At 68.1% G+C, this 22,288-nt stretch carries 19 protein-coding genes; 12 read left to right on the forward strand and 7 right to left on the reverse strand.

Going from position 1 to position 22,288, the window contains the following annotated elements:
* The first annotated feature begins 5 nt into the window (after positions 1 to 5).
* The gene (locus ASD42_RS12615; protein WP_056814369.1) at positions 6 to 422 is read left to right on the forward strand and encodes a VOC family protein; all 417 of its coding nucleotides are present in this window, start codon (positions 6 to 8) and stop codon (positions 420 to 422) included.
* A 42-nt stretch (positions 423 to 464) separates the two neighbouring features.
* On the opposite strand, the gene ASD42_RS12620 is transcribed toward ASD42_RS12615, so the two are convergent.
* A complete protein-coding gene (locus ASD42_RS12620; protein WP_056814371.1) occupies positions 465 to 962 on the reverse strand; it encodes a DUF2505 domain-containing protein in 498 nt (165 codons plus the stop codon).
* A 112-nt stretch (positions 963 to 1,074) separates the two neighbouring features.
* Here ASD42_RS12620 and ASD42_RS12625 point away from each other — a divergent pair, with 112 nt between their 5' ends.
* From ASD42_RS12625 to ASD42_RS12640, 4 genes are all read left to right on the forward strand, one after another.
* Positions 1,075 to 1,515, forward strand: coding sequence for a DUF3592 domain-containing protein (locus ASD42_RS12625; protein ID WP_056814374.1), 441 nt, complete (start codon positions 1,075 to 1,077; stop codon positions 1,513 to 1,515).
* 72 nt (positions 1,516 to 1,587) lie between these two features.
* Positions 1,588 to 2,730 (forward strand): glycosyltransferase family 4 protein, encoded by a 1,143-nt coding sequence (locus tag ASD42_RS12630; RefSeq protein WP_056814377.1) that lies wholly within the window; start codon positions 1,588 to 1,590, stop codon positions 2,728 to 2,730.
* Between the two features lie 51 nt (positions 2,731 to 2,781).
* Complete coding sequence (locus ASD42_RS12635; RefSeq protein WP_056814380.1) at positions 2,782 to 3,495, forward strand: demethylmenaquinone methyltransferase; 714 nt, start codon at positions 2,782 to 2,784, stop codon at positions 3,493 to 3,495.
* Positions 3,496 to 3,693: 198 nt separating this feature from the next.
* Positions 3,694 to 7,956 carry a bifunctional nitrate reductase/sulfite reductase flavoprotein subunit alpha gene (locus ASD42_RS12640; RefSeq protein ID WP_056814383.1) on the forward strand — a complete coding sequence of 1,421 codons (4,263 nt, stop codon included), beginning with the start codon at positions 3,694 to 3,696 and terminating at the stop codon, positions 7,954 to 7,956.
* Between the two features lie 9 nt (positions 7,957 to 7,965).
* On the opposite strand, the gene ASD42_RS12645 is transcribed toward ASD42_RS12640, so the two are convergent.
* Positions 7,966 to 9,009, reverse strand: a complete 1,044-nt coding sequence (locus ASD42_RS12645; RefSeq protein WP_056814385.1) for an aldo/keto reductase — start codon at positions 9,007 to 9,009, stop codon at positions 7,966 to 7,968.
* Positions 9,010 to 9,091: 82 nt separating this feature from the next.
* On the opposite strand from ASD42_RS12645, the gene ASD42_RS12650 reads away from it, so the two are divergent.
* Positions 9,092 to 9,724: a TetR/AcrR family transcriptional regulator gene (locus ASD42_RS12650; RefSeq protein WP_056814388.1), complete on the forward strand. Its 633-nt coding sequence runs from the start codon at positions 9,092 to 9,094 to the stop codon at positions 9,722 to 9,724.
* Between the two features lie 60 nt (positions 9,725 to 9,784).
* Here ASD42_RS12650 and ASD42_RS12655 read toward each other — a convergent pair whose 3' ends face one another.
* Positions 9,785 to 10,375 carry a TIGR03086 family metal-binding protein gene (locus ASD42_RS12655; protein ID WP_056814392.1) on the reverse strand — a complete coding sequence of 197 codons (591 nt, stop codon included), beginning with the start codon at positions 10,373 to 10,375 and terminating at the stop codon, positions 9,785 to 9,787.
* Between the two features lie 181 nt (positions 10,376 to 10,556).
* Between ASD42_RS12655 and ASD42_RS12660 the strand changes: the two genes are divergently transcribed.
* Positions 10,557 to 10,787: a hypothetical protein gene (locus tag ASD42_RS12660; protein WP_056814394.1), complete on the forward strand. Its 231-nt coding sequence runs from the start codon at positions 10,557 to 10,559 to the stop codon at positions 10,785 to 10,787.
* On the opposite strand, the gene menD is transcribed toward ASD42_RS12660, so the two are convergent.
* The 3 genes from menD to ASD42_RS12675 all read right to left on the reverse strand — a co-directional run bounded on the left by menD (position 10,784) and on the right by ASD42_RS12675 (position 13,756).
* A complete protein-coding gene (menD, locus tag ASD42_RS12665) occupies positions 10,784 to 12,415 on the reverse strand; it encodes a 2-succinyl-5-enolpyruvyl-6-hydroxy-3-cyclohexene-1-carboxylic-acid synthase (protein ID WP_056814397.1) in 1,632 nt (543 codons plus the stop codon). The two genes, ASD42_RS12660 and menD, sit on opposite strands and share 4 nt — an antisense overlap.
* 269 nt (positions 12,416 to 12,684) lie before the next feature.
* A complete protein-coding gene (locus ASD42_RS12670) occupies positions 12,685 to 12,945 on the reverse strand; it encodes a hypothetical protein (RefSeq protein WP_056814399.1) in 261 nt (86 codons plus the stop codon).
* Between the two features lie 364 nt (positions 12,946 to 13,309).
* Entirely contained in the window at positions 13,310 to 13,756 is a 447-nt protein-coding gene (locus ASD42_RS12675; RefSeq protein ID WP_056814402.1) for a DUF6918 family protein, read from the reverse strand.
* Positions 13,757 to 13,897: 141 nt separating this feature from the next.
* On the opposite strand from ASD42_RS12675, the gene ASD42_RS12680 reads away from it, so the two are divergent.
* From ASD42_RS12680 to ASD42_RS12700, 5 genes are all read left to right on the forward strand, one after another.
* On the forward strand, positions 13,898 to 14,791 hold the full coding sequence (locus tag ASD42_RS12680; RefSeq protein ID WP_056816187.1) for a 1,4-dihydroxy-2-naphthoyl-CoA synthase: 894 nt from the start codon (positions 13,898 to 13,900) through the stop codon (positions 14,789 to 14,791).
* A 13-nt stretch (positions 14,792 to 14,804) separates the two neighbouring features.
* Positions 14,805 to 15,197, forward strand: coding sequence for a VOC family protein (locus ASD42_RS12685; RefSeq protein WP_056814405.1), 393 nt, complete (start codon positions 14,805 to 14,807; stop codon positions 15,195 to 15,197).
* Positions 15,198 to 15,477: 280 nt separating this feature from the next.
* Positions 15,478 to 16,602: an o-succinylbenzoate--CoA ligase gene (gene menE / locus ASD42_RS12690; RefSeq protein ID WP_056814408.1), complete on the forward strand. Its 1,125-nt coding sequence runs from the start codon at positions 15,478 to 15,480 to the stop codon at positions 16,600 to 16,602.
* Positions 16,603 to 16,705: 103 nt separating this feature from the next.
* On the forward strand, positions 16,706 to 17,692 hold the full coding sequence (locus ASD42_RS12695; RefSeq protein WP_056814411.1) for an ATP-binding cassette domain-containing protein: 987 nt from the start codon (positions 16,706 to 16,708) through the stop codon (positions 17,690 to 17,692).
* A complete protein-coding gene (locus ASD42_RS12700) occupies positions 17,689 to 18,513 on the forward strand; it encodes an ABC transporter permease (RefSeq protein ID WP_056814416.1) in 825 nt (274 codons plus the stop codon). The genes ASD42_RS12695 and ASD42_RS12700 overlap by 4 nt, the downstream gene beginning before the upstream one ends.
* Positions 18,514 to 18,567: 54 nt before the next feature.
* Here the strand turns inward: ASD42_RS12700 and ASD42_RS12705 are convergent, their stop codons facing one another.
* On the reverse strand, positions 18,568 to 22,188 hold the full coding sequence (locus ASD42_RS12705) for an AfsR/SARP family transcriptional regulator (RefSeq protein WP_156677432.1): 3,621 nt from the start codon (positions 22,186 to 22,188) through the stop codon (positions 18,568 to 18,570).
* Positions 22,189 to 22,288: the final 100 nt, after the last annotated feature.

Genomic DNA, 22,288 nt, shown 5'->3' on the forward strand with positions numbered 1-22,288 from the left:
CAACCATGACAACGATCACGAACGTTTCCCTGGTCACCGTGTACGTCACCGATCAGGATGCCGCCAAGCAGTGGTACATCGACAAGCTCGGCTTCGTCGAATCCGCGGATGTGAGCATGGGCGACAACGGGTTCCGCTGGGTCACCATCGCCCACCCCGATCATCGCGAGCTCGAGGTGACGCTGATGGTGCCGGGGCCACCGCTCACCGACGACCTCGCCGACGCGATCCGGCGGGCACTGGCCGACGGTACCCACGGCGCCCTCGGGCTGCGCACCGCCGACTGTCAGAAGACCTACGAAGAACTCACGGCCAAGGGGGTCGAGTTCATCCAGCCACCGTCCGAACGCCCGTACGGCACCGAGGCGATCATCCGCGACAACTCGGGCAACTGGCTGGTTCTGGTCGAGAATCGCGGCTGAGGCGAGGGTGCCGCTCGCCGGAGCGGCACCCGTCGCACCGGCTCAGAGCTTGGCGAACCAGTTCTCGATGAACTTGCGTTCACTGTGCAGGACGCGCTGATGCAGCTGCTCGGCCAAGGGCTCGATGGCGCCGCCGACCAGGGGAACCTTGACCTTCACGGTGCCGACGACCTCGATTTCGCTGCCTTCGGCGGTGGGGCGCAGTTCGTAGGTGCCCGACATCTCGGTGGTGATGCCGCTGGTGTTGCCGGTGAAACTGCCCTTGGCGGTCTCGCCGTGCAGCGGCTGCCAGTTGTCGGTGCGCACCAGCACGAGATCGCTCTTGAGCACCTTGCGCACGAGGGCGGGAACTTTGTCCTTACCTGGTGTTTCGGTCATATGGATGGTGATCGAGTCGGGGCCGTCGGGATGGGAGAGTTCGATGGTCGCGGTCTCGGCGGCGGCGAAACGCGCCTGCCAGACAGCATCGTCGACGAGTGCCCGGTGAAGCTCTTCGACCGGGACGGTATAGGGCACGGTGAAGCTGAATTTGCGGGACATGCCGAAAATGCTAGGCGTATTCGCTGTGCCAGGCTGCGGCAGTCCGTGGTTCTCGGTCGCCTCGTTCCGGAGCGGCACCAGCCGCCGGGATAACAGCCGGTACTGTGTGGGGGTGTCGGAAACCAGCCTGTCGGAGCGGCGGAACAAGCGCCTGCGACGGGTTCGGGTGTGGGTGGTCGGTGCGGCTGCCGTGGTCAGCGTGCTGATGGTGTTGCTGGTACTCGCGGCCTGGCGCAACGATTTCGAGATCGAGCGCCATCGCGGTGTGACCTCCGGCGAAGTGCTGTCCGCAGGCCGGTTGCGCTCGGCGGTGACCTACGTGACGCCCGACAGCGTGACCCACAATCCGAAGGTCGGCATCCTGTATCCGACGAACCTGACCGCTGGTCAACGGATCAACGTGGAGTACAGCACGCGCGATCCCGACCTGGTCCGGGTGGCCGGGCGCGACGCGCGGGTGGCGATCATCCCGGCGGCGTCGGTGATCTTCGTGGCGTGGGCGATGGCTCTGCCGGTGCTGTGGATCGTGCGCCGCAAGCAGCGCGAGTTGTAACTTCGCTTGCTGTTCGTCCCGGCTTCACGTCGGTGTGGGTGTGGCGCGCGGTGTGGCGGTCACCCTGAGAGAGTGCGCGTAGCCATCGTCTCGGAGTCTTTCCTGCCGAACATGAACGGCGTCGTCAACTCCGTGCTTCGGGTGTTGGACCACCTGGACCAGCACGGGCACGACGCGATGATCGTGGCGCCCGATACCCTGCGCGGCGCCCCACCGGCACCACGTTTTCACGGCCGCTTCCCGGTGCACCGCGTGCCCGCGATGATGGTGCCGAAGGTGAGTTCACTGCCGGTGGGTCTGCCGCAACCGGGAATCACCTCGGCCATCGCCGATTTCGATCCCGATGTGGTGCACCTGGCCTCGCCGTTTCTGCTCGGCGCCGGCGGGCTCGCCGCGGCGACGCGGTTGGATCTGCCGACCGTCGCGGTGTATCAGACCGATGTGGCGGGGTTCGCCAAGAGCTACGGGCTCGGGTTGGCCGCGCGGGCCGCGTGGGCATGGACGCGCCGGATTCACGAGGGCGCTACCCGCACGCTGGCGCCGTCGTCGGCGGCCGCGCACGACCTCGCCGAGCACGGCATCCCGCGAGTGCATCGGTGGGGCCGTGGCGTGGATATCGCCCGGTTCAACCCGGCCGCGCGCAGTGCCGAGTTGCGGGCGAGCTGGCTGGGGTCGAGTGAGCGACTCGTCGTGGGGTTCGTGGGCAGGCTCGCGCCGGAAAAGCACGTGGAGCGGCTGGCCGCGCTGGCCGGTGACCCGTCGATCCAGCTCGTCGTGGTGGGCGACGGACCGGAACGGGCACGACTGCGCAGGTTGATGCCGGACGCGGTGTTCACCGGCGAGCTGGGTGGCAGCGAGTTGGCCACGCACTACGCCAGCCTGGACGTGATGGTGCATCCCGGCGAGCACGAGACGTTCTGCCAGGGCGTGCAGGAAGCGCTGTCCTCTGGCGTGCCGGTGATCGGGCCCGACGCCGGTGGGCCACGTGACCTCGTCTCTCATTGCCGCAACGGGTACCTGCTGCCGGTCGACCGGTTCACGGAATTGCTGCCGAGCGCCGTGTCGGCCCTGCGTGATGCCGGGCAGCGCGGGTTGTTCGCGGCGGCGGCACGCAAGTCGGTGCTGCACCGCACCTGGCCCGCGGTCTGCACCGAGCTGATGGGCCACTACGCCGATGTCACCGGGACGCGCGCGCGATTGCCACGGTCGGCCTGAGTGGTGAAACCCACCCGCGCTATCGCGGCGAAAAAACTCTAAGCTCGGTTCGTGGCGACAACAGAGCAGCGAGAACCGATTCGGGCTTCGCTGGACAAGCAACCCCACGAGGTCGCGTCGATGTTCGACGGTGTGGCGAAGCGCTACGACCTCACCAACACGGTCATCTCCGGTGGCCAGGATCGGTACTGGCGGTGGGCGACGCGACGTGCTCTCGGGCTGCGGCCCGGCGAGCGGGTCCTCGACCTGGCCGCGGGCACGGGCGTCTCGACGGTGGAGCTCGGCAAGTCCGGCGCCTGGTGCGTGGCCGCCGACTTCTCCCAGGGCATGCTCTCGGCGGGCCGGTTCCGGCAGGTACCGATGGTGGCGGGCGATGCGATGGCACTGCCGTTCGCCGACGATTCGTTCGACGCGGTGACCATCTCGTTCGGGCTGCGCAATGTCGCCGACATCGATGTGGCACTGCGCGAGATGCTGCGAGTGACCAAACCGGGCGGACGGGTGGTGGTCTGCGAGTTCTCCACTCCGGTGTTCGGGCCGTTCCGCACCGTGTACATGGAGTACCTGATGAGGGCGCTGCCCCGGGTGGCGCGCGCGGTGAGTTCCAACCCCGACGCGTACGTGTATCTGGCCGAGTCGATCCGCGCGTGGCCGAACCAGCGCAGGCTGGCCCGCCGGATCGCGGACGCCGGCTGGGACTCGGTGCAGTGGCGTGACCTCACCGGTGGCGTGGTGGCGCTGCACCGCGGCTACAAATTGAGCTGAAATGCCCTCGACAGCCGGGGTGAGTCCCGTCACCCCGGTTCGTCGGCGGTTACCTGCCCACCGCTCGGAATGCGCCCTGATCAGGGGTGATATCCGGGCCGATTCCTCACAGTCGGGATTTCGACTTGTGAGGTCGATTGTCACCTGGACATAACGTTCGGTAAATCGAGCGCAACGACCAATGCGGATGATCGAGTCATGACAGGCGAAGCGGATGGCCGCGGCACGGACACTGTGCGTACACAGTGCTCGTATTGCGGCGTCGGCTGCGGCATAAACGTCCAGACAAAGACTGATCAGTCTGGCGCGCGATTGATCGCCAAGGTCAGCGGCGACAAGTTGCATCCGGCGAACGCGGGCAGACTGTGCACCAAGGGCGCCACCCACGCGGAGATGATGGCCGCGCCCGGCCGGATGGACACCGCCTACCGGCGCCCCGAACGCGGCCAGGTCCCGGTCCCGCTGCCGGTCGACGAGGCCGTGCACGAAACGGCCACCCGCCTGCGCGCGATCCTCGACGAGCACGGCCCCGACGCGATCGCCCTCTACGTCTCCGGACAGATGTCGCTGGAAGCCCAATACCTGGCCACCAAACTGGCCAAGGGCTACCTGCGGACGAAGCACATCGAAGCCAACTCGCGCCTGTGCATGGCCAGCGCGGGCACCGGCTACAAGCAGTCGCTCGGCGCGGACGGTCCGCCCGGTTCCTACGACGATTTCGAACATGCCGACCTGTTCCTGGTCAGCGGCGCGAACATGGCCGACTGCCACCCGATCCTGTATCTGCGCATGGCCGACCGGCTCAAGGCAGGCGCCAAGCTGATCGTGGTCGACCCACGCCGCACCGATACCGCCGCCCGCGCCGATCTGTTCCTGCAGATCGCACCGGGTACCGACCTCGCCCTGCTCAACGGACTGCTGCACCTGCTGGTCGCCGACGGCGCGATCGACACCGCGTTCATCGCCGAGCACACCGAGGGCTGGGAGGCGATGCCCGAGTTCCTCGCCGACTATCCCCCGGCCCGCGTCGCCGAGTTGACCGGCCTGGCCGAGGCCGATATCCGCACCGCGGCCACGATGATCGCCGAGGCGGGCGAGTGGATGTCGCTGTGGACGATGGGGCTCAATCAGTCCACGCACGGCACCTGGAACACCAACGCTCTGGTCAACCTGCACCTGGCGACCGGCACCATCTGCAGGCCGGGCAGTGGGCCCTTCTCGCTCACCGGCCAGCCCAACGCCATGGGCGGCCGCGAAATGGGCTACATGGGCCCCGGCCTGCCCGGCCAGCGCAGCCTGCTCTCCCCCGCCGACCGCACCTTCGTCGAAACTGCCTGGGACCTGCCCGAGGGCACCCTGCGCACCGAGTCGGGCCCCGGCACCATCGACATGTTCCGCAGCCTGGCCGACGGCGAGATCAAGGCCGCGTGGATCATCTGCACGAATCCCGTTGCCACCGTGGCCAATCGCAAAACCGTGATCGCGGGTCTCGAAGCGGCCGAGTTGGTCGTCGTGCAGGATGCCTACGCCGAGACCGCGACCAATGCCTACGCCGATCTGTTGCTGCCCGCCGCGCTGTGGGCCGAAGCCGATGCGGTGATGGTGAATTCGGAGCGCAACGTCACCCTGCTGCAACAGTCGGTCGACCCGATCGGCGACGCGCGACCGGACTGGCTGCTGATCGCCCAGGTCGCCACGGCCATGGGTTTCCCCGGCTTCGACTTCACCTCCGGCGCCGAGGTGTTCGACGAGGTGCGGCAGTTCACCAATCCGGCCACCGGCTACGACCTCAGCGGTATGAGCTACGAGCGTCTGGCGCAAGGCCCGATGCAGTGGCCGTGCAACGACGCCGACACACCGCGCAACCCGATCCGCTATGTCAACGACGGCACCCATCAGCCGTTGCACGTGGCCGATGACGGCACCACCCCGCGGCTCGCGTTCGCCACCCCGAGTAGGCGCGCGGTGTTCTTCCCTCGTCCCCATCTGCCCGCCGCCGAACTGCCCGACGACGACTACCCCTTCCTGCTGAATACCGGTCGGCTGCAACATCAGTGGCACACCATGACCAAGACGGGCAAGGTGACCAAGCTGACCAAGCTGACCGGGGAACCGTTCGTCGAAGTGCATCCCACCGATGCCGAACGACTCGATCTGAAGCCGGGCGATCAGCTCGAGATCGCGTCGCGCCGGGGCCGGGCTGTGCTGTCGGTGCGCATCAGCGACCGGGTGCGACCTGGTGATTGTTTTGCTCCCTTCCACTGGAATGACGAACAGGGCGAATATCTGACGATCAACGCGGTGACCAATGACGCGGTGGATCCGGCCTCGTTGCAGCCGGAGTTCAAGGCGTGCGCGGTGGCACTGCGCCGGGTCGGCCCCGCCGCCACTCCCGAGCACGCGCCCGCCCAGCCCGCGCAGCTGCCCGCCCAACCGGCCGCGCATCCACTGGCCGGAATTCTCGGCCTCGATGCCGGGACCTCGCCCACGCTCAGCGAGACCGAGCGCATCTACCTCGGCGGTTATCTCGCCGCCCTGCAGTCGCTGCCGGTGACCGGGCAACCGGTGCTGCCGGTGAGCGCACCGTTGTCGACACAGTCACGCCTGTGGGTCGACGGTCTGCTGGCCGGCATGTACTCCCGCAATGTCGGCGCCATCACCGCCGAAGCGACCGACAGCCCAGCGCCCCACCCGGTCACCGTGCTGTGGGCCTCCCAGACCGGCAATGCCGAAGAACTGGCCGCCACCGTCGCGGCCCGGCTCTCGGAAGCCGGCCTCACGCCGTCGTTGCTCGATATGGATTCGTGCGAGCTGACCTCGATCACCGGTGACGTCCTCATCATCACCAGCACGTTCGGTGACGGTGGGCCGCCGGACAACGGCGCCGACTTCTGGACCAGGCTCGAAGACAGCATCATTCGCCTCAACGGCGTTCGCTACGCGGTATTCGCGCTCGGCGACTCCTCCTACGACGATTTCTGTGGCCATGGCCGCAAGCTCGACACGCTGTTCGCCCAACGTGGCGCGAAGCGACTGCTGCCGAGGGTGGACAGCGAACCCGATTTCGCCGATGTCGCCGATCAGTGGCTCGATGATGTCCTGGTCGCGATCATCAGCGGTTCACCCGACGACGGCGGTCCGACCGGCGGCACTCCACGAGATCGCGACGGTTCGCTCGTTGGCGCAACGAATGGCCGAGCTCCGATCGGCGCTAACAGTGCTGTTCCCCAAGCGAATTCGTCCCACATGATGCCGCCATCAGCTGGGCGCGGTGGCACGACCGTGCTCGACCGGCAGCTCGCGCCGGCCCCCTCCCGGACGCAGCGCACCACCGCCGCTCCGTTCACCCGCCAGTCCCCGGTCCGCGCCACCCTGATGCGCAACGAGATCCTGAGCGCGCCCGGTTCGCCGAAAGAGGTGCGGCGCTTCGGTTTCGACCTCCACGACCTCGATGCCGGGTACGAAGTAGGCGATTCGCTGGGCGTGCTGCCCGCCAACTGCCCCGACCTCGTCGACGAATGGCTCGCCTGCGCCGGGCTCGACGGTCGGCGCACGATCGAAGTCGACGACCGCGAACTCACGCTCACCGATGCCCTGCGCACGCATTACGACATCACCAAGGTGAGCCAGGATCTGCTCGGCTTCATCGGCGAGCGCAACCCACACCCGCAGCTGGCCAAGCTGCTGCGCCGCGACAACCGCAATGAGCTCGCCTCTTACCTGTGGGACCGCCAGGCCGTCGATGTGCTGCGCGACTTCCCGGTGCGGACCGATCTCGTCGACTGGCTGGGAGCACTGAAAAAGCTGCAACCCCGGCAGTATTCGATCTCCTCTAGCCCCTTGACCACCCCGGACGAGGTGCAGCTGACAGTAGGCGTGGTCCGCTACGGCGATCCGGTGGGCACCTCGGCGCGGCGTGGTGGGGTGTGCTCGACGTTCCTGGCCGACCGGGGCACCACCGAGGTCCCGATCTTTCTGCAGCGGGCACCGCATTTCCGTCCGCCGCTGGATCCGAATGCCCCGATGATCATGGTGGGGCCGGGTACCGGTATCGCTCCTTTCCGCGGATTCCTGCACGAGCGGCGGGCCATCGGCGCGACCGGCCGCAACTGGTTGTTCTTCGGCGACCAGCACGCCGCCCAGAACTTCTACTACCGCGCCGAGCTCGAGGACATGTTCCGCTCCGGCTTCCTCACCCGCCTCGACTTGGCCTTCTCTCGCGATCAGCGCGAGCGGGTCTATGTCCAGCATCGGATGATCGAGCACGGCGCCGAGCTGTGGTCGTGGCTGCGCGACGGCGGCCACTTCTACGTCTGCGGTGACGCCGCCCGGATGGCCAAGGATGTCGACGACACCCTGCTGCGGATCGCGCAGATCCACGGAAAGTTGGACGAGGCGGGTGCGCTGGCCTTCAAGAAGCAGCTCGTGGCCGAGAAGCGGTACGTGCGCGACGTGTACTGATCGGCCCGATCAGGCCGCGCGGATCGCGGGCGGGTTGAGCCGGGCGAAGTCGGGCAGCCGGTGGTACGGGTAGTAGGGGTACGGCGGCGTGGTCGCGCTCGCGGCGTCGAGGGCGGCCAGGTGTTCGGGTTCGAGCTGCCAGCCGACCGCACCGAGGTTCTGACGTAACTGTTCCTCGTTGCGGGCGCCGATCAACACGGAGGCGACGGTGGGCCGGGTGAGCAGCCAGTTCAGGGAGATCTGCGGGACGCTGCGACCTGTTTCAGCGGCGATGCGATCGAGCACATCGACGACATCGTAGAGTCGTTCATCGTCGACGGGCGGGCCGGCCTGGGCCGTCTCGTGCAGCCGACTGCCTGCCGGAAGTGGTTGTCCACGGCGAACTTTGCCGGTGAGCCTGCCCCAGCCGAGCGGGCTCCAGATGATGGAGCCGACGCCCTGGTCGGCGCCGAGCGGCATCAGTTCCCATTCGTAGTCGCGACCGACCAGCGAGTAGTAGACCTGGTGCGCCACCGGCTTTTCCAGGCCGAGCGCCTCCGCGGTGGCGAGCGTTTTCATCAACTCCCAGCCGGCGAAGTTGGAGACGCCGAGGTAGCGGATCTTGCCCGCGCGCACGAGATCGTTGAGGGCCGTGAGGGTTTCCGCCAGCGGGGTGCCCGCATCGAAGGCGTGCAGCTGGAACAGATCGAGGTAATCGGTGCCGAGGCGGCGCAGCGAGGCGTCGACGGCACGGATCAGCCTGGCGCGGCTCGAGCCCGCCTCGTGTGGGCCGGGACCGGTGGGCAGCGCCGATTTCGTCGACAGCAGCACCTGCTCGCGCCTGCCCTTGATCGCCGCGCCGAGCACTTCCTCCGACGCGCCGTCGGAATACACATCGGCCGTGTCGAACAGGGTGACACCAGCCTCCAGGCTGATGTCGATCAAGCGCCTGGCCTGCGCGGCATCGGTATCACCCCACGCGCTGAACAGCGCACCGCGCCCGCCGAAGGTGCCTGCGCCGAAGCCGAGCGCCGGAACGAGAAGACCAGATGCGCCGAGCCGCCGGTATTCCATGAGAGCTCCTAAAGGGTCTATTGTTTCGTTAACAGAACCGACACTACACCCGCTGCGCGCTAAATGAAACGGGAGTTCCGTTATGGATCACGACATCGCTTGGCCGGGCTCTGTTCGGCCTGGTGGACGCACTGCTCGCGTGCGCGAGTCCGTCCTGGAAGTGGCCGGTGATCTGCTCGCGGACCGCGGATTCGCCCATCTCGATCTGACCGAGGTCGCCACCGGCGCCGGGGTCGGCAAAACCACCGTCTACCGCCGCTGGCGCACCCCTGCCGGCTTGGTCGCCGACCTGCTCGTCGATATGGCAGAGCAGTCGTTGCCTCGCGCCGATACCGGCTCACTGCTCGACGACCTGACAGCCAACGCCCGGCTGGTCGCGAAAACCCTCGCCGACGGCCGCCAGAGTAACCTCTTCCGCGCCGTGATCGCGGCCGCCACCTGCGACGATGCCACCGCCGCCGCGCTGCATACCTTCTACGACACCCGCCTCAACGAGTGGGCGCCGTGCGTCGAAGCCGCCGTCCTCCGTGGTGAAGCACCTGTCGGCACCGACCCGCGCGCCGTGCTCTCCGCCGTCTCCGCTCCGCTCTACTACCGACTACTGGCCAGCGGCGATCCCATCGACGACGACATCGCCGACCGGTCGGCCAAGGCCGCCACCATCGCCACCGCCGCGGGAACGTTCGTCGTCACGCCCGACGACGTCAGCGCCTGACTCCCGACAAGTTCGCCCACGCAGGCCGAGCCAGGCGCCGCAAGGTATCGGGGGTCAGTTTCACGATGCGACGGCGGAGCGCCACGCGGGATCACGGCCGGTGAGGCCGAGCAGTCGATCGAATGCCGGTGCGTCGGCCGGGATCTCGACGATCGGGCCGAACAAGCCGGGTGTGCCCGCAGGGTCGGTTTCGCGCAGGAACTCGTGCAGGATCGCCAGGTCCACGGCGGTAACGGTCAACTCCTGTCCCGTCGCGACGGCGAGATCCCACGCGTGGATGGTGATCTCGTCGAGCGCGACGATCGCCATCACCGAGGCAGGCAGCTCGACCCCACCGGCTTCGGTATCGCCGTCCCATGCCTGCGCCACCCGCCACACCGTCGTCAGCGTCTCGAGCTGCGCGGCGATGCGGGTGCGCCAGTCATCGGGCAGCGGGCTGTCGGAACCGGCGGGCGGCGGCACGGACCGGCCGACCGATTCCTTGGTCGCAGCCTGTCGGAACGCCTCGGTGAGCCCGACCACGTGGGCGAGCAGGTCGCGCACCGTCGACTCGACACATGGCGTCGGGTCGGCGAGCTGGTCGTCGGTGATGCCGTCGACGACCGCGGCGAGCGATCGAGCGGCGGGTTCGAAATCGAACTGCGGTTCCATGAGTACTCCTCGTCGATGACTTCGCGGTCGCACTCATGCAGACGAACCCATCGCCCCGAAGTCATCGGTGCGGCTTGCCGCGCGCGCCGGATCGGCGCACCCTGGACAGCGCAGGACCCGATCAGCGCACATCACGTCCGAGGCTCAACCGATCGAGCAGGCCGACGAACGAGGAGCACCGATGATCGATGACGAACCCGCTCGCCCACTGGACGAGGTCCCCGAGGCCGATCGCATCGAGCAGGAACAGTCCGCCTTCCGCGATGACGACCCCGACGATCCGGCCTACTCCGACGCCGCGATGGCGGCCGATATCGCCCGCGAGGCCGACACCGCGAATCCGGCGGACGTGATCGAACAGACCATCCCCGTCCCCTTCGACGAGGCCGACGAGGGGTTCACCGGCGCCTAACCGGCGATCTTGGCCCGCAGACCCGCGTGCAGTTCACGCAGGCTGGAACGCTCGGTCGCGACCTCGAGCACCCGCAGGCCGTGCGCGTCGGCGGCCAGTTCCACAGCCAATTCGGCGGGATCGACCTGACGGTGCGGGATGCGGTAGGCGGCGCACAGGGCGGCCAGATCCATGCCGTGGGGCGTGCCGAATACCCGCTCGAACACCCCCGCGTACTGCGGATCGCCCTGTTCGAGCAGCTCGAAGATGCCGCCGCCGTCGTCGTTGGCGACGACGATCGTGAGATTGTCCGGGCGCGGTTCGCCGCGCCCGATCAGCAGGCCGGACGCATCGTGGAGGAAAGTGAGGTCACCCATCAGCGCCACGGTGCGGCCGGGATGCGCCAGGGCGGCACCCACGGCGCCGGAGACCGTGCCGTCGATACCGGCGACACCGCGGTTGGACAGCACCCGGATGCCCGGGCGCGGATACGACACCAGGGCGGCGTCGCGCACCGGGTTCGACGCGCCGAGCAGCAGTTGATCGCCTTCTCGCAAGCCGTCCATGACCACGGCCGCCACGTGCAGACCGGTCGCCTTCGGATGCGCGGCCAACTCGGCCCGCACCACCGACTCGGCCTGCTGGTTCAGTTCCGAGCAACGCGCCAACCAGGCGGGATCGGGTGTACCGGTGGTCACCGCGCGAGTCCCGGTGCCGACGACATTGCCGGAGACATCGGGCCAGCGCGGACCGGTGGTGAGCGCGAACACGGTGACGTCCGGATCGGCCAGCACCCGCGAGACCTGCCGGTGCAGGGTCGGACGTCCGGTGATGATCGCCTGGGTCGGCTTCAGCAGCGACAGCGCGAGCGGGTGCAGGGCGGGGCCGTGCATCGGCGCGGTCGGCTCGGCCACCGTCGGCAGCGCGGCGAGTTCGGGCAGCAACCGCGCGCCATGGCCGGAGATGACGACGGTATCGGGCGTCAGGTCGATGTCGAGCGGCACGTCGAGGGTGGCGTATTGGGTTGCCGTCCATGGCCGTTCCCCCTCGCGACCCACGGGGAGCGGATCGTCGGACAGCTCGGGGACCAGCGGTTCACGCAGCGGGATGTCGAACTGCACCGGACCCGCGTTACCGGAACGGGTTCCGCGCGCGGCCGCGAGCACCCGGCATACCGACGAGCGCCACACGCTGTTCTGTCGTGGGTAGGCCGACTCCCCCACCTCGGCCTCGGCCAGCCCGAGGCTGATCGTGGCGCGCACCTGCGACCCGAACAAGCCGAGCTGCTCCACCGTCTGATTGGCGCCGGTACCGAGCATCTCGTAGGGCCGGTTCGCGCTGACGACAATCAGCGGCACCCGCGCGTAGTTGGCCTCGAGTACGGCCGGACCCAGGTTCGCCACCGCGGTGCCGGAGGTCATCACGACCGGAACCGGCCGCCCCGACGACACCGCGAGACCGATCGCCAGAAATCCCGCGGTGCGCTCGTCGACGCGCATATGCAGCCGAAGCTCCCCGGCCGCGTCCGCGGCCTGCAGCGCGAAGGCCAGTGGCGCGTTGCGCGATCCGGGGCACAGCACCACTTCACCGACGCCGCCGCGGACGAGCTCGTCGACGACCACTCGTGCCTGCGCAGTAGACGGATTCACAATCACAGCCTGTCAGACCGGCGCGCACCCGTCTGCCCCCGGCCCGCGTTGTCTGCGTCACCGAGTGCGACCAGCGCACCAGTATTCGACTATGCGACCGATTGCCGGGATACCGGGGGCGCGATGAACCGACATTCATATACCGGGGCAACCGACATTCATGAAATCGCAAAGAGAACAACAGAAGACAGAAATCCGGCGACGGGCTATCTGCCCGCCGCCGGAATTTCCGCCAACCCGACAAAAGGTTGGTCGAACGAATATTCAGCTCACTCCGCGGGTGCGGTGAGATCCTGGATGCCCGTGACGGACTCGATGATGTTGAGGACGGCCGAGGTAGCGCTGTCGACCGCGGCGCTGCCCGACTCCAGCACGCCCGAACCAGCGGACGAGCCGGTCAGCACGTCAGCCGAGCCCGTTGCGGCCTCGGCGGATCCGGTGGCGTCGGCACTCGCGACGGCGGGACCGAAGAACATGACAGCGGCAGCAGCGGCAGCACCGGTGGCGGCGAGGGTCTTACGAGAGATCATGTGAGCAAACTTCCTTTCGACCTTTGCAATGCAGTCATCTAAAAGCAATTCGATTTCCGGATCGCTTGATTGGCAACGTATCCGATAAGGCAGGGTGGTTGTCAATCGCGCCGATGACTGGCGCGCTCTCGTCGAATTAGCGGCAACCCGCAATTATCCTGGCGTTCACCGTGGCGGTAATTTTCCTCACACCGGCTGTCACGGAATTTACCGCCGACCGGGAATCGATGTGTCCGAGGCCACCGCATGCCCCCGTTACGTGAGGGTGGTCACCCACGAACGCGAAAAGGCCGGTGCGGTTCGGTTACCCGAACACGCACCGGCCTCGTTCACGATCACAGCGGGGGCTACCCCGCTATACCGCTCAGCCTGCGTGCTTCTGCACCAGATCGCCGACGCGCGGCAGTGCCTCGATGACGTGCTTCTTGGCCGAACCACGCATCGACGAGTACACCTTCTTCAGCGCGGGCCGGGTGGACGACTCGGCACGGGCGTCGGTGACGGCCAGCAGCGACTCGGCGACCTCATCGGACTTCGCGGCCAGCAGATCGGCGAAGGTGCCGGTGCCGGAGGTGGTGAATTCCGCCCAGTACGGCTGGAGCTGATCGAGCAGTTTCGGCGCCAGCGACGCGAGGCCGTCGGGAACGATGGTCGGGCTGATCTTCTTGACCGCCGCGTAGCCACCCTTCACGGCAAGGCCGGACGCACCACCTTTGTCCGAGACCTCGGCGTCGAGCACCTCGACGGCGTCAGCAAGGAAAGCCGGACGCTTGGCGTCGTCGAGCAGGGATTCAGACAGTGCTGCAACCACTTTCAGGTTCCTCCGGATCGGTTCGATGTACGAGCAGGCGCAACTATACGCACCAGGTGCTCAGAGTATGCGGCGACCGCTCGAGCTGCGGTGTTACGACCTCGTACCGCGGCGTCGGAAGGTAGGGCAATAATCGTGTTCGTGACTTTCGATCCGAAGCTGTGGCAGCCCGTCCCCGGGTTCGAGGACCTGACCGACATCACCTATCACCGCCATATCGAGCAGGGCACGGTGCGGGTCGCATTCGACCGGCCCGAGGTGCGCAACGCGTTCCGCCCGCACACCGTCGACGAGCTGTACCGCGCGCTCGACCATGCGCGGATGAGCCCTGACGTGGGCGCGGTGCTGCTCACCGGCAACGGTCCGAGCGAGAAGGACGGTGGCTGGGCGTTCTGTTCCGGTGGCGACCAGCGCATCCGCGGCCGCAACGGCTACCAGTACGCCGACGGCGAGACCGCCGACACGGTCGACGCGGCGCGCGCGGGCCGACTGCACATCCTCGAGGTGCAGCGCCTGATCCGTTTCATGCCCAAGGTGGTGATCGCGCTCGTCAACGGCTGGGCCGCCGGTGGCGGGCACAGCCTGCACGTGGTCTGCGATCTGACGCTCGCCTCACGCGAGCACGCGCGGTTCAAGCAGACCGATGCCGACGTCGGCTCGTTCGACGGCGGGTACGGCAGCGCGTATCTGGCGAAGATGGTCGGCCAGAAGTTCGCCCGCGAGATCTTCTTCCTCGGCAGGCCGTACACGGCCGAGGAGATGCACCAGATGGGCGCGGTGAACAAGGTCGTCGACCACGACGAGCTGGAAAACGTCGCGTTGGAGTGGACCGCCGACATCAACGGCAAATCGCCGCAGGCGCAGCGCATGCTGAAGTACGCGTTCAACCTGCTCGACGATGGTCTGGTCGGTCAGCAACTGTTCGCCGGTGAGGCGACTCGCCTGGCGTACATGACCGACGAAGCGGTCGAGGGCCGAGACTCGTTCCTGGAGAAGCGCAAGCCCGATTGGACGCCCTACCCCTGGTACTTCTGAGAACGGACATCCCATGGAGATTCTCAACAGCCGGATCATCTTGCGCCCCAGCGATTACGGTCGCACGCTGGCGTTCTACCGCGACGGCCTCGGCTTGGCGATCGCACGGGAGTACCCCGGCGGCACGGTGTTCTTCGCGGGGCAGTCGCTGCTCGAGGTCGCCGCGCACGGTGGCAGCGGGCAGTCGGGCAGCTTCGACGGCGCGATCTGGTTGCAGGTGCGCGATGTCGACGACGCGGCGGCGGAGTTGGCGCTGAAGGGAATCGAGATCGAGCGCGCACCGGTGCTCGAACACTGGGGTCTGTGGGAGATGTGGCTGCGCGATCCGGACGGCGTCGCCATCGTGCTGGTGCAGGTTCCCGCCGAACATCCGATCCGGCGGGATCAGCGCTGGTCGCCGGAGTGAGAGGGCCGTGCCCGCGGCCGAGCCGAGTTGCCGATGACGGCTCGGCCGCGCACGATAGCTGCGAGCAAGCGCCCGACCGACGTCGTCCGGACCGCAGTGCGAGTGGTGTTGTCCATCTACTGAATCGCAGTCGCTATGTCTGGCTTTGCCGACCCGTTTCCCGACAAACCGACCCGTTGGCCGGGTCTTGTCGGTCGCATGACACGATCGAAGCCGTGAGGGCGCGCGGCAAGCTGTTTCCGGAGGTGGTGGGGTGAGTAGAACCCTGCGGACGCTGCAGATGCCGACCGGTTCCGGGGTCAGCGAAGTGATGCCCCACCTGCGCCAAGCCCTCGACGGCAGCGGCCCGGCGTGGCTACCGATTCCGACCACCGATCGTCGGGAGGCGCGCAGGCTTTCCGACGCGCTCAAGCCCGGCGATCCGATCGACGACGATGTCGCGCTGGTCGTGACGACCTCGGGCACCACCGGAATCCCCAAGGGCGCGCTGCTCGGCGCCGAAGCCCTGCGTGCCAGCGGCAACGCCACGCACGATCGTCTCGGCGGTCCGGGTAGCTGGCTGCTGGCGCTGCCGACCCATCACATCGCCGGTATCCAGGTGTTGCTGCGCAGCATCCTCGCCGGCACCGAGCCGACGGTGCTCGACGTGTCGGGCGGGTTCCTGCCCGAGGCGCTGGCCGGGGCTGTCGGCGCGATGCGTGGACCGCGTCGCTACACCGCGCTGGTACCCACGCAGCTGATCAAGTCGCTGGATTCGCCGGTGGCGGCCAAGGCGCTGGCCGAACTCGACGGTGTCCTGGTCGGCGGTGCGGCCACGCCCGCGCCCGTCCTCGACCGGGCGCGTGACCTCGGTATCACCGTGGTGCGGACGTACGGGATGAGTGAGACCTGCGGTGGGTGCGTCTACGAGGGCGTGCCGCTCGACGGCACCGAGCTGCGCATCGAGGACGGTCGCGTCATCCTCGGCGGTGCGATGATCGCGCGCGGTTACCGCAATCTGCCCGACCATCCGGCCTTCGCCGAGCCTGGTTGGTTCCGGACCGAAGACGCGGGCTCCTTCGAAGACGGTGTGCTCTCGATCACGGGGCGCCTCGACGAGGCCATCATGACCGGCGGGCTGCTGGTGATTCCGCAGGTGGTGGAGGCTGTGCTGTCCAACCACCCCGGCATCAGCGAATGCATCGTGCTCGGCCTGCCCGACGAACGATTGGGTCAGCGGGTCGCGGTCGCGATCGTGCCGACAGCGGGTGCCGCGCCGACGCTGGACGAACTGCGCGCCCACGTGGTGGCCGAGCTCGACTCGATCGCCGCACCGCGTGAGCTGGCCGTGCTGTCGGAGATCCCGCTACGCGGCCCCGGAAAGCCCGACCGCGCGGCCCTGCGCAAGCTTCTCCTGGCTGAATAACCGGCGCGCTGGCGCGCGCGTGTTCTCGGTAAAGCCTCCAGGCGCAAGGCGCTGACAGAGCCGTGCAAGGCGCGTGCAAGTCGGGGTGGGCACGGTAGTGCTCATGACTTACACACCCACTTCATCCCTCGCCGTCGAGGCGGACGGGCTGGTCAAGGTGTTCGGCAAGCAGCGCGCGGTCGACGGGGTGAGCCTGACGGTGCCGCGCGGCGCCGTATACGGCGTGCTCGGACCGAACGGCGCGGGCAAGACCACGACCATCAAGATGCTGGCGACCCTGCTCCGCCCCGACGGCGGTAGCGCCCGGATCTTCGGCCGCGACGTCGTGGCCGAACCGAACGCGGTGCGCTCGCTGATCGGTGTCACCGGCCAGTACGCCTCGGTCGACGAGGAGCTCACCGCCACCGAGAACCTGATCATCTTCGCCCGCCTCCTCGGCCTGAGCAGGTCCGATGCCCGGCGCAAGGCGGTCGAGCTACTCGAGGAGTTCGACCTCGCCGAGGCCGCCTCCAAGCCGCTGAAGAACTTCTCCGGCGGCATGCGCAGGCGCCTCGATCTCGCCGCCAGCCTCATCTCCACCCCGCCGCTGCTGTTCCTCGACGAACCGACCACCGGCCTCGACCCGCGCACTCGCGCGCAGATGTGGGAAACCATCCGCAGGCTGGTTCGCGAAGGCGCGACGGTGCTGCTCACCACCCAATACCTCGACGAGGCCGATCAACTGGCCGACCGGATCGCGGTGATCGACCGCGGCAAGGTGATCGCCGACGGCACCGCCGACCAGCTCAAAGCCTCCATCGGCGGCGCCTCGGTCCACCTGACACTGGTCGATTCCGAGCAGCTCGACGAAGCCCGCCGCATCATCGGCGACTTCCTCGACGTGAGCGTGCAGATCAGCCCCGAAGCGGGCAGGCTCACCGCGCCGCTGCCCGACCCCAATCTCACCGCTGACCTGCTGATCCGGTTGCGCGACTGGGAGATCGGGGTCGACGAGATCACCGTCAGCAAACCGACGCTGGACGAAGTCTTCCTCACCATCACCGGCCATCCGGCCGACGAATCCGACGACACCGAACGGAGCGCGGCATGACCGCAGTACTCACCGCTCCCGAATCCATCGACAAACTCCCCGAGGCCAGCGACCGGATCGCCCTGCGCGAGACGATCGCCACCTCGTTCACCATGGCCTATCGTGGCCTGCTCAAGATCAAACACAATCCCGAACAGCTCTTCGACGTGACGGTGCAGCCGATCCTGTTCACCGCGCTGTTCACCTATATCTTCGGCGGCGCGATCTCGGGCAGCGTGTCCGGCTATCTGCCGGTGCTCATCCCGGGCATCCTCGTGCAAACCGTGGTGCTGACCTCGGTGGTCACCGGCACGCAGCTGCGCGAGGACATGGACAAGGGCGTGTTCGACCGCTTCAAATCCCTACCCATCGCCCGGGTTTCGGCGCTGGCGGGCGCGCTGCTGGCCGATATGGTGCGCTACGCCATCGCTTCGACGCTGACCGTGCTGGTCGGATTGTGCCTGGGCTACCGGCCCGGCGGCGGTCTGGTCGGCGTGGTCGCGGCCTGCCTGGTGGTCGTGGTGTGCTCGTTCGCGGTCAGCTGGATCTGGGCGCTGGTCGGCGTCACCGGCAAGAGCGCCGCGTCGGTGCAGGGCATCTCGATGATGGTGATGTTCCCGCTGACGTTCATGTCCGGCGCCTTCGCCCCGGTGAGCACCATGCCGGGCTGGATGCAGGGACTCAACCATGCCAACCCGGTGTACTACATGGTCAACACCTGCCGGGAGCTGATGAACTCCAACAGTTACGGCACCGACCTCGTCTGGTCGCTGGTCGGCTCGCTCGTGGTGATCGCGATTTTCGCGCCGCTCGCGGTCCGGGCCTACATGCGCCGCGCCTGAACACCGCTGTCCCGCAACGGCATCCGATCCATGGGGTCGGGTGCCGTTGTTGTGTCAGTGCCGTCCGGCGATGATCTCGATGACGCGCATCGCGGCATCGAGACGACGCGTACCCGCCGCGCGGTGCAGCGCGGCGTCCATCGCGGCATCGCCGACCACGCTCCGATGCAAGGCGATGTGCGCGGCCAGTTCCATCGACGGGCTGTCCTGTCTGGCCATCGATGTCCCTGCCAGCGTGAGCAGTTCGAGACCGTCGGTACGCCCGTTCTCGGTGGTGAGCAGGTAGGAACCGAGTGCGCACGCCACCGCGCCGATCTGCGGCAGGTCGATGTACTGCGCCAACCGTTGATCGGCGGTCTCGATCATCTCGGCCACCAGAGCGCCGGCCACCGACGCCCGGCCGTGCAGCACATGGGCGCTCACGGTGCCCGCCGCGATCATCAGTGAACCGGGGCCGGGCGTCGGTTCGAAATCGGGCCACCCGAGCAGCTCCAGCCCGCGGCGGAAATGGCGCAGTCCGGCGTCGATATCGCCCTCGGCGATCTCGAGTTCGGCGAGGGCGGTGGCCGCGTTCGCCAGCCGGTGATTGCGGCGAACGCTGGGATCGTCGACCGGGCTCACGCCGGAATCGTCAGGGCGTAGTGCGAAGTCGAGTTCGGCGCGGGCCTGCTCGAGTCGACCGCAGCCGACCAGGGAAGCCGCCAGGTAGCAGCGGCTCTCCATGATCTCTTCGTGCACACGGAGCTTGCCCATCAACTCCAGCGCGCGGCGGTAATAGTTCACGGCGTCGGCGTAGTGCGCCGACTGACCGGACAGCTGGGCCAGGTGCTGGCTCACCGTCGCCATGCCCCACACTTCCGCCGGGTCCATGTCGTCGAGTGTGCGTAAGGAGTCGCGGGTCGAGCCCGCGACGTTGCCCGCGTTCTCCCAGAGGTTGGCGCGAGCGATCAGCGCGGCGATCCGGACTTGCTGATGGTGTGAACGCGCGCCACGGGCGAACAGCCTGCCCAACCGGAACTTTTCGGGCCGAACGGTGATCACCGTACCGAGGAAGGACAAGCCCGGATCGAGATCGGGGTTCGTCACCAACCGCCGCGCGCGCATGCGCACGATCGCCGTCGCGCGGACGCCACCGTCCTTGAGGAACAGCATGTGCAGGCAGGTCAGCAGATGCGCGATCATCTGTAGGTCGGCGGCGTCGCCCGAGGCCGGTGGCGGCGGTACGAGAGCGACCAATCGCATGGCCCACCCGGTGAATTCCAGGTGTGCGCCGCGCATCACCCAGGCAATCGCGACCACCGGGAACACCGAGTAGGCGGTGTGCGCGTCGGCGCGATCGACGGCAATGCGCAGTACCGCGACGAGGTTGTCCAGGTCGGCGGTCACCGCGAGCACCGCCCGCACCTGATGGCCGCCGCGGTAGCCGCGAAACGACGCCAGCGCGAATTCCCTCGCCCAGCAGAACATTCTGTCGAGCACCAGCACCGATTCGGCGCCGTCGGTCGCCACGTCGACGGCGGCGATCTGTTCGGCGCCGAACTCACGAACCGTTTCGAGCATGCGATAGCGGATGCCCGCGCCGTCGGGGTCGTCCAAGACGGTGAGCAGGGACTGGCCGACCAGCCCGTCCACCGCGGCGGCCACATCCGGGCCCGCGGCGACGATCTCGGCCGCGGACAGGGTGAATCCGGCCGGGAACCGGCTCAGCCTGCGCAGGGTCACCTGCTGATCGGGGTCGAGGAGATTCCAGCTCCACGCGATCACCGCGTGCAGCGTGCGATGCCGATGCGGCGCGGACCGATCACCACTGCGCAACAGGGCGAAACGATGTTCGAGCCTGGTCTCGATCTCGGCGACGCTCATCGTGCGCACCCGTGCGGCCGCGAGCTCGATCGCCAACGGGAGACCGTCGAGGGTGCGACACAACCTGGCCACGGTGTCGGGGTCGAGGCGCACATCGGGACGCACCGCCCGTGCACGTGCCGAGAACAGTTCCGTGGCGGGTGAACCTGCCGCGTCGATCGCCAAAGGAGCGAGCGGATAGACGGATTCGGCGGTGATCGCCAGCGGTGAGCGGCTGGTGGTGAGCACCGTCAGCTGGGCGCAACTGCCGACGAGATCGGCGACCACCTCGGCCGCGGCGTCGATCACGTGCTCGCAATTGTCCAGAATCAGCACCATCGGCCGCGCCGCGAGCGCCTCACGCAGGCGGGTGCGCGCATCGATCTGCCTGCCCTGCCGGATGGCGCCGGGGTCACGGATCACCTCGCCCAGGCCCATCACCTGCCCGATCACGACCTCGATACCGGTGCGCGATTCGGCGCCCACCTCCGATTCGGGCTGCACCGAGGCCAATTCGACGAGCACCACCGGCACCGAACGAGCCAGCCGTTCACCCACCGCGTTGGCGACCCTGGTCTTGCCGGTGCCACCGGGTCCGAGGACGGTGGTCACCCTGGAGCGGTGCGCCAGATCGGTGATCGCGTCGAGATCGGCGGTGCGACCGAGCAATTCATTGGGTGCGGCACGCAGGCCGACCGCCGTGCGTGGCATCGGGGCGTGGTTCGATCGGTCAGGTGCGCTGCCGTTCGCCGCTTCGGCGGGCAATGTGTTCGGCTGCTCCCGCTCGTCCAGCTCCACGGGTGACGCGCCGGTCCGCCGCGAGCCGCCGTCGCTGGTCGAGTCGACCAGATCTGTCTCGGCACCCTCGTACCGGGCGGCAGCAGCCGAATAGCGCGCGTCGATGGGGCCTGGTCCGGTGTCGATGCCCGGTCTACCGACGCCGTTGTCCACACCGAGGGCCGACGAGTCGGCGGATCGGTGTGCGGACGTCGAGGCACTCGGCTCGGCTTCTCGGTTGGGCCGCGCCGTGCGGGTTCCAGGGAGCTCGATCGGTTCGCCACGCAGGATGGCGGTGTTGAGGGCGAGCAGGGTGGGACCTGGGTCGGCGCCGAGTTCCTCGATCAGGCGCAGGCGGTACGTGGCGAAGACTTCGAGGGCTTCGTTGGTACGGCCCGCGGCGGCGAGCAGGCGGATCAGGGTCGTGTGGGCGGATTCGTCCAAGGGGTTGGTCGCGGCGGCGGCGCGGGCCAGCGGGAGGGCGGCGGTGACATCGCGCCGGGCGGTGTGGGCGGCGAGTTCGGTGTGATCGAGGTGGCGGCGCAGGTCGACGGCGGCCGCGCGTAGATCGTCGGCGGGGGTGGAATCGGGAAGATCGGCGCCCGGTTCGCCGCGCCAGAGGGTGCGGGCCAGTGCGATCGCGGCGAGGCTGTCGGCGGTGTTGCCCGCGGCCAGGTGTTCGTCGGCTCGCCGGGCCAGCGCGGCGACCGCGGTGAGGTCGACGCTGTCGGCGGGCAGGGTCAGCCGGTAGCCCGCGGGGCCGATCTCGAGCGCGCCGTCGGGCAGCATCGCCCGCAGTCGTGAGACCTGGGTGTGCAGCGCGTTCATCGGCGCCCGGGGTGGTTGGTCGCCCCAGACCTCGTCGATCAACGCCTGGGCGCTGCGGGCCCGGCCAGGGTGAACAGCGAGGGCGGCAAGCAGTAGCCTGGCGCGGGCGCCGGGCAGCGCGATCATGGCCTCGTCGCGGCGGATCGCGATCACGCCGAGCACCCCCACGACAACGCGGGAGAGAGCCTCGGAGAGCGACCCCTCGGGGCCGCGATGCTGTACAGACATGCCGATGTCATCGTAGGCGAGCGCGGCGTCGGGTTCCCGATTCGCACTCGCCGCGACACCCGAGGTCGATGTGTCCCGCGATTTGTCCCCGCCTCGCCTT

The organism is Nocardia sp. Root136 (assembly GCF_001427185.1).
Lineage (GTDB): Bacteria > Actinomycetota > Actinomycetes > Mycobacteriales > Mycobacteriaceae > Nocardia > Nocardia salmonicida.

Coding starts and splice junctions, on each gene's coding strand:
- ASD42_RS12615 (WP_056814369.1), top strand. CDS start 6: ATGACAACGATCACGAACGTTTCCCTGGTCACCGTGTACGTCACCGAT.
- ASD42_RS12620 (WP_056814371.1), bottom strand. CDS start 962: ATGTCCCGCAAATTCAGCTTCACCGTGCCCTATACCGTCCCGGTCGAA.
- ASD42_RS12640 (WP_056814383.1), top strand. CDS start 3,694: ATGACAGGCGAAGCGGATGGCCGCGGCACGGACACTGTGCGTACACAG.
- ASD42_RS12645 (WP_056814385.1), bottom strand. CDS start 9,009: ATGGAATACCGGCGGCTCGGCGCATCTGGTCTTCTCGTTCCGGCGCTC.
- ASD42_RS12650 (WP_056814388.1), top strand. CDS start 9,092: ATGGATCACGACATCGCTTGGCCGGGCTCTGTTCGGCCTGGTGGACGC.
- ASD42_RS12655 (WP_056814392.1), bottom strand. CDS start 10,375: ATGGAACCGCAGTTCGATTTCGAACCCGCCGCTCGATCGCTCGCCGCG.
- ASD42_RS12660 (WP_056814394.1), top strand. CDS start 10,557: ATGATCGATGACGAACCCGCTCGCCCACTGGACGAGGTCCCCGAGGCC.
- ASD42_RS12670 (WP_056814399.1), bottom strand. CDS start 12,945: ATGATCTCTCGTAAGACCCTCGCCGCCACCGGTGCTGCCGCTGCTGCC.
- ASD42_RS12685 (WP_056814405.1), top strand. CDS start 14,805: ATGGAGATTCTCAACAGCCGGATCATCTTGCGCCCCAGCGATTACGGT.
- menE (WP_056814408.1), top strand. CDS start 15,478: ATGCCGACCGGTTCCGGGGTCAGCGAAGTGATGCCCCACCTGCGCCAA.
- ASD42_RS12695 (WP_056814411.1), top strand. CDS start 16,706: ATGACTTACACACCCACTTCATCCCTCGCCGTCGAGGCGGACGGGCTG.
- ASD42_RS12700 (WP_056814416.1), top strand. CDS start 17,689: ATGACCGCAGTACTCACCGCTCCCGAATCCATCGACAAACTCCCCGAG.
- ASD42_RS12705 (WP_156677432.1), bottom strand. CDS start 22,188: ATGTCTGTACAGCATCGCGGCCCCGAGGGGTCGCTCTCCGAGGCTCTC.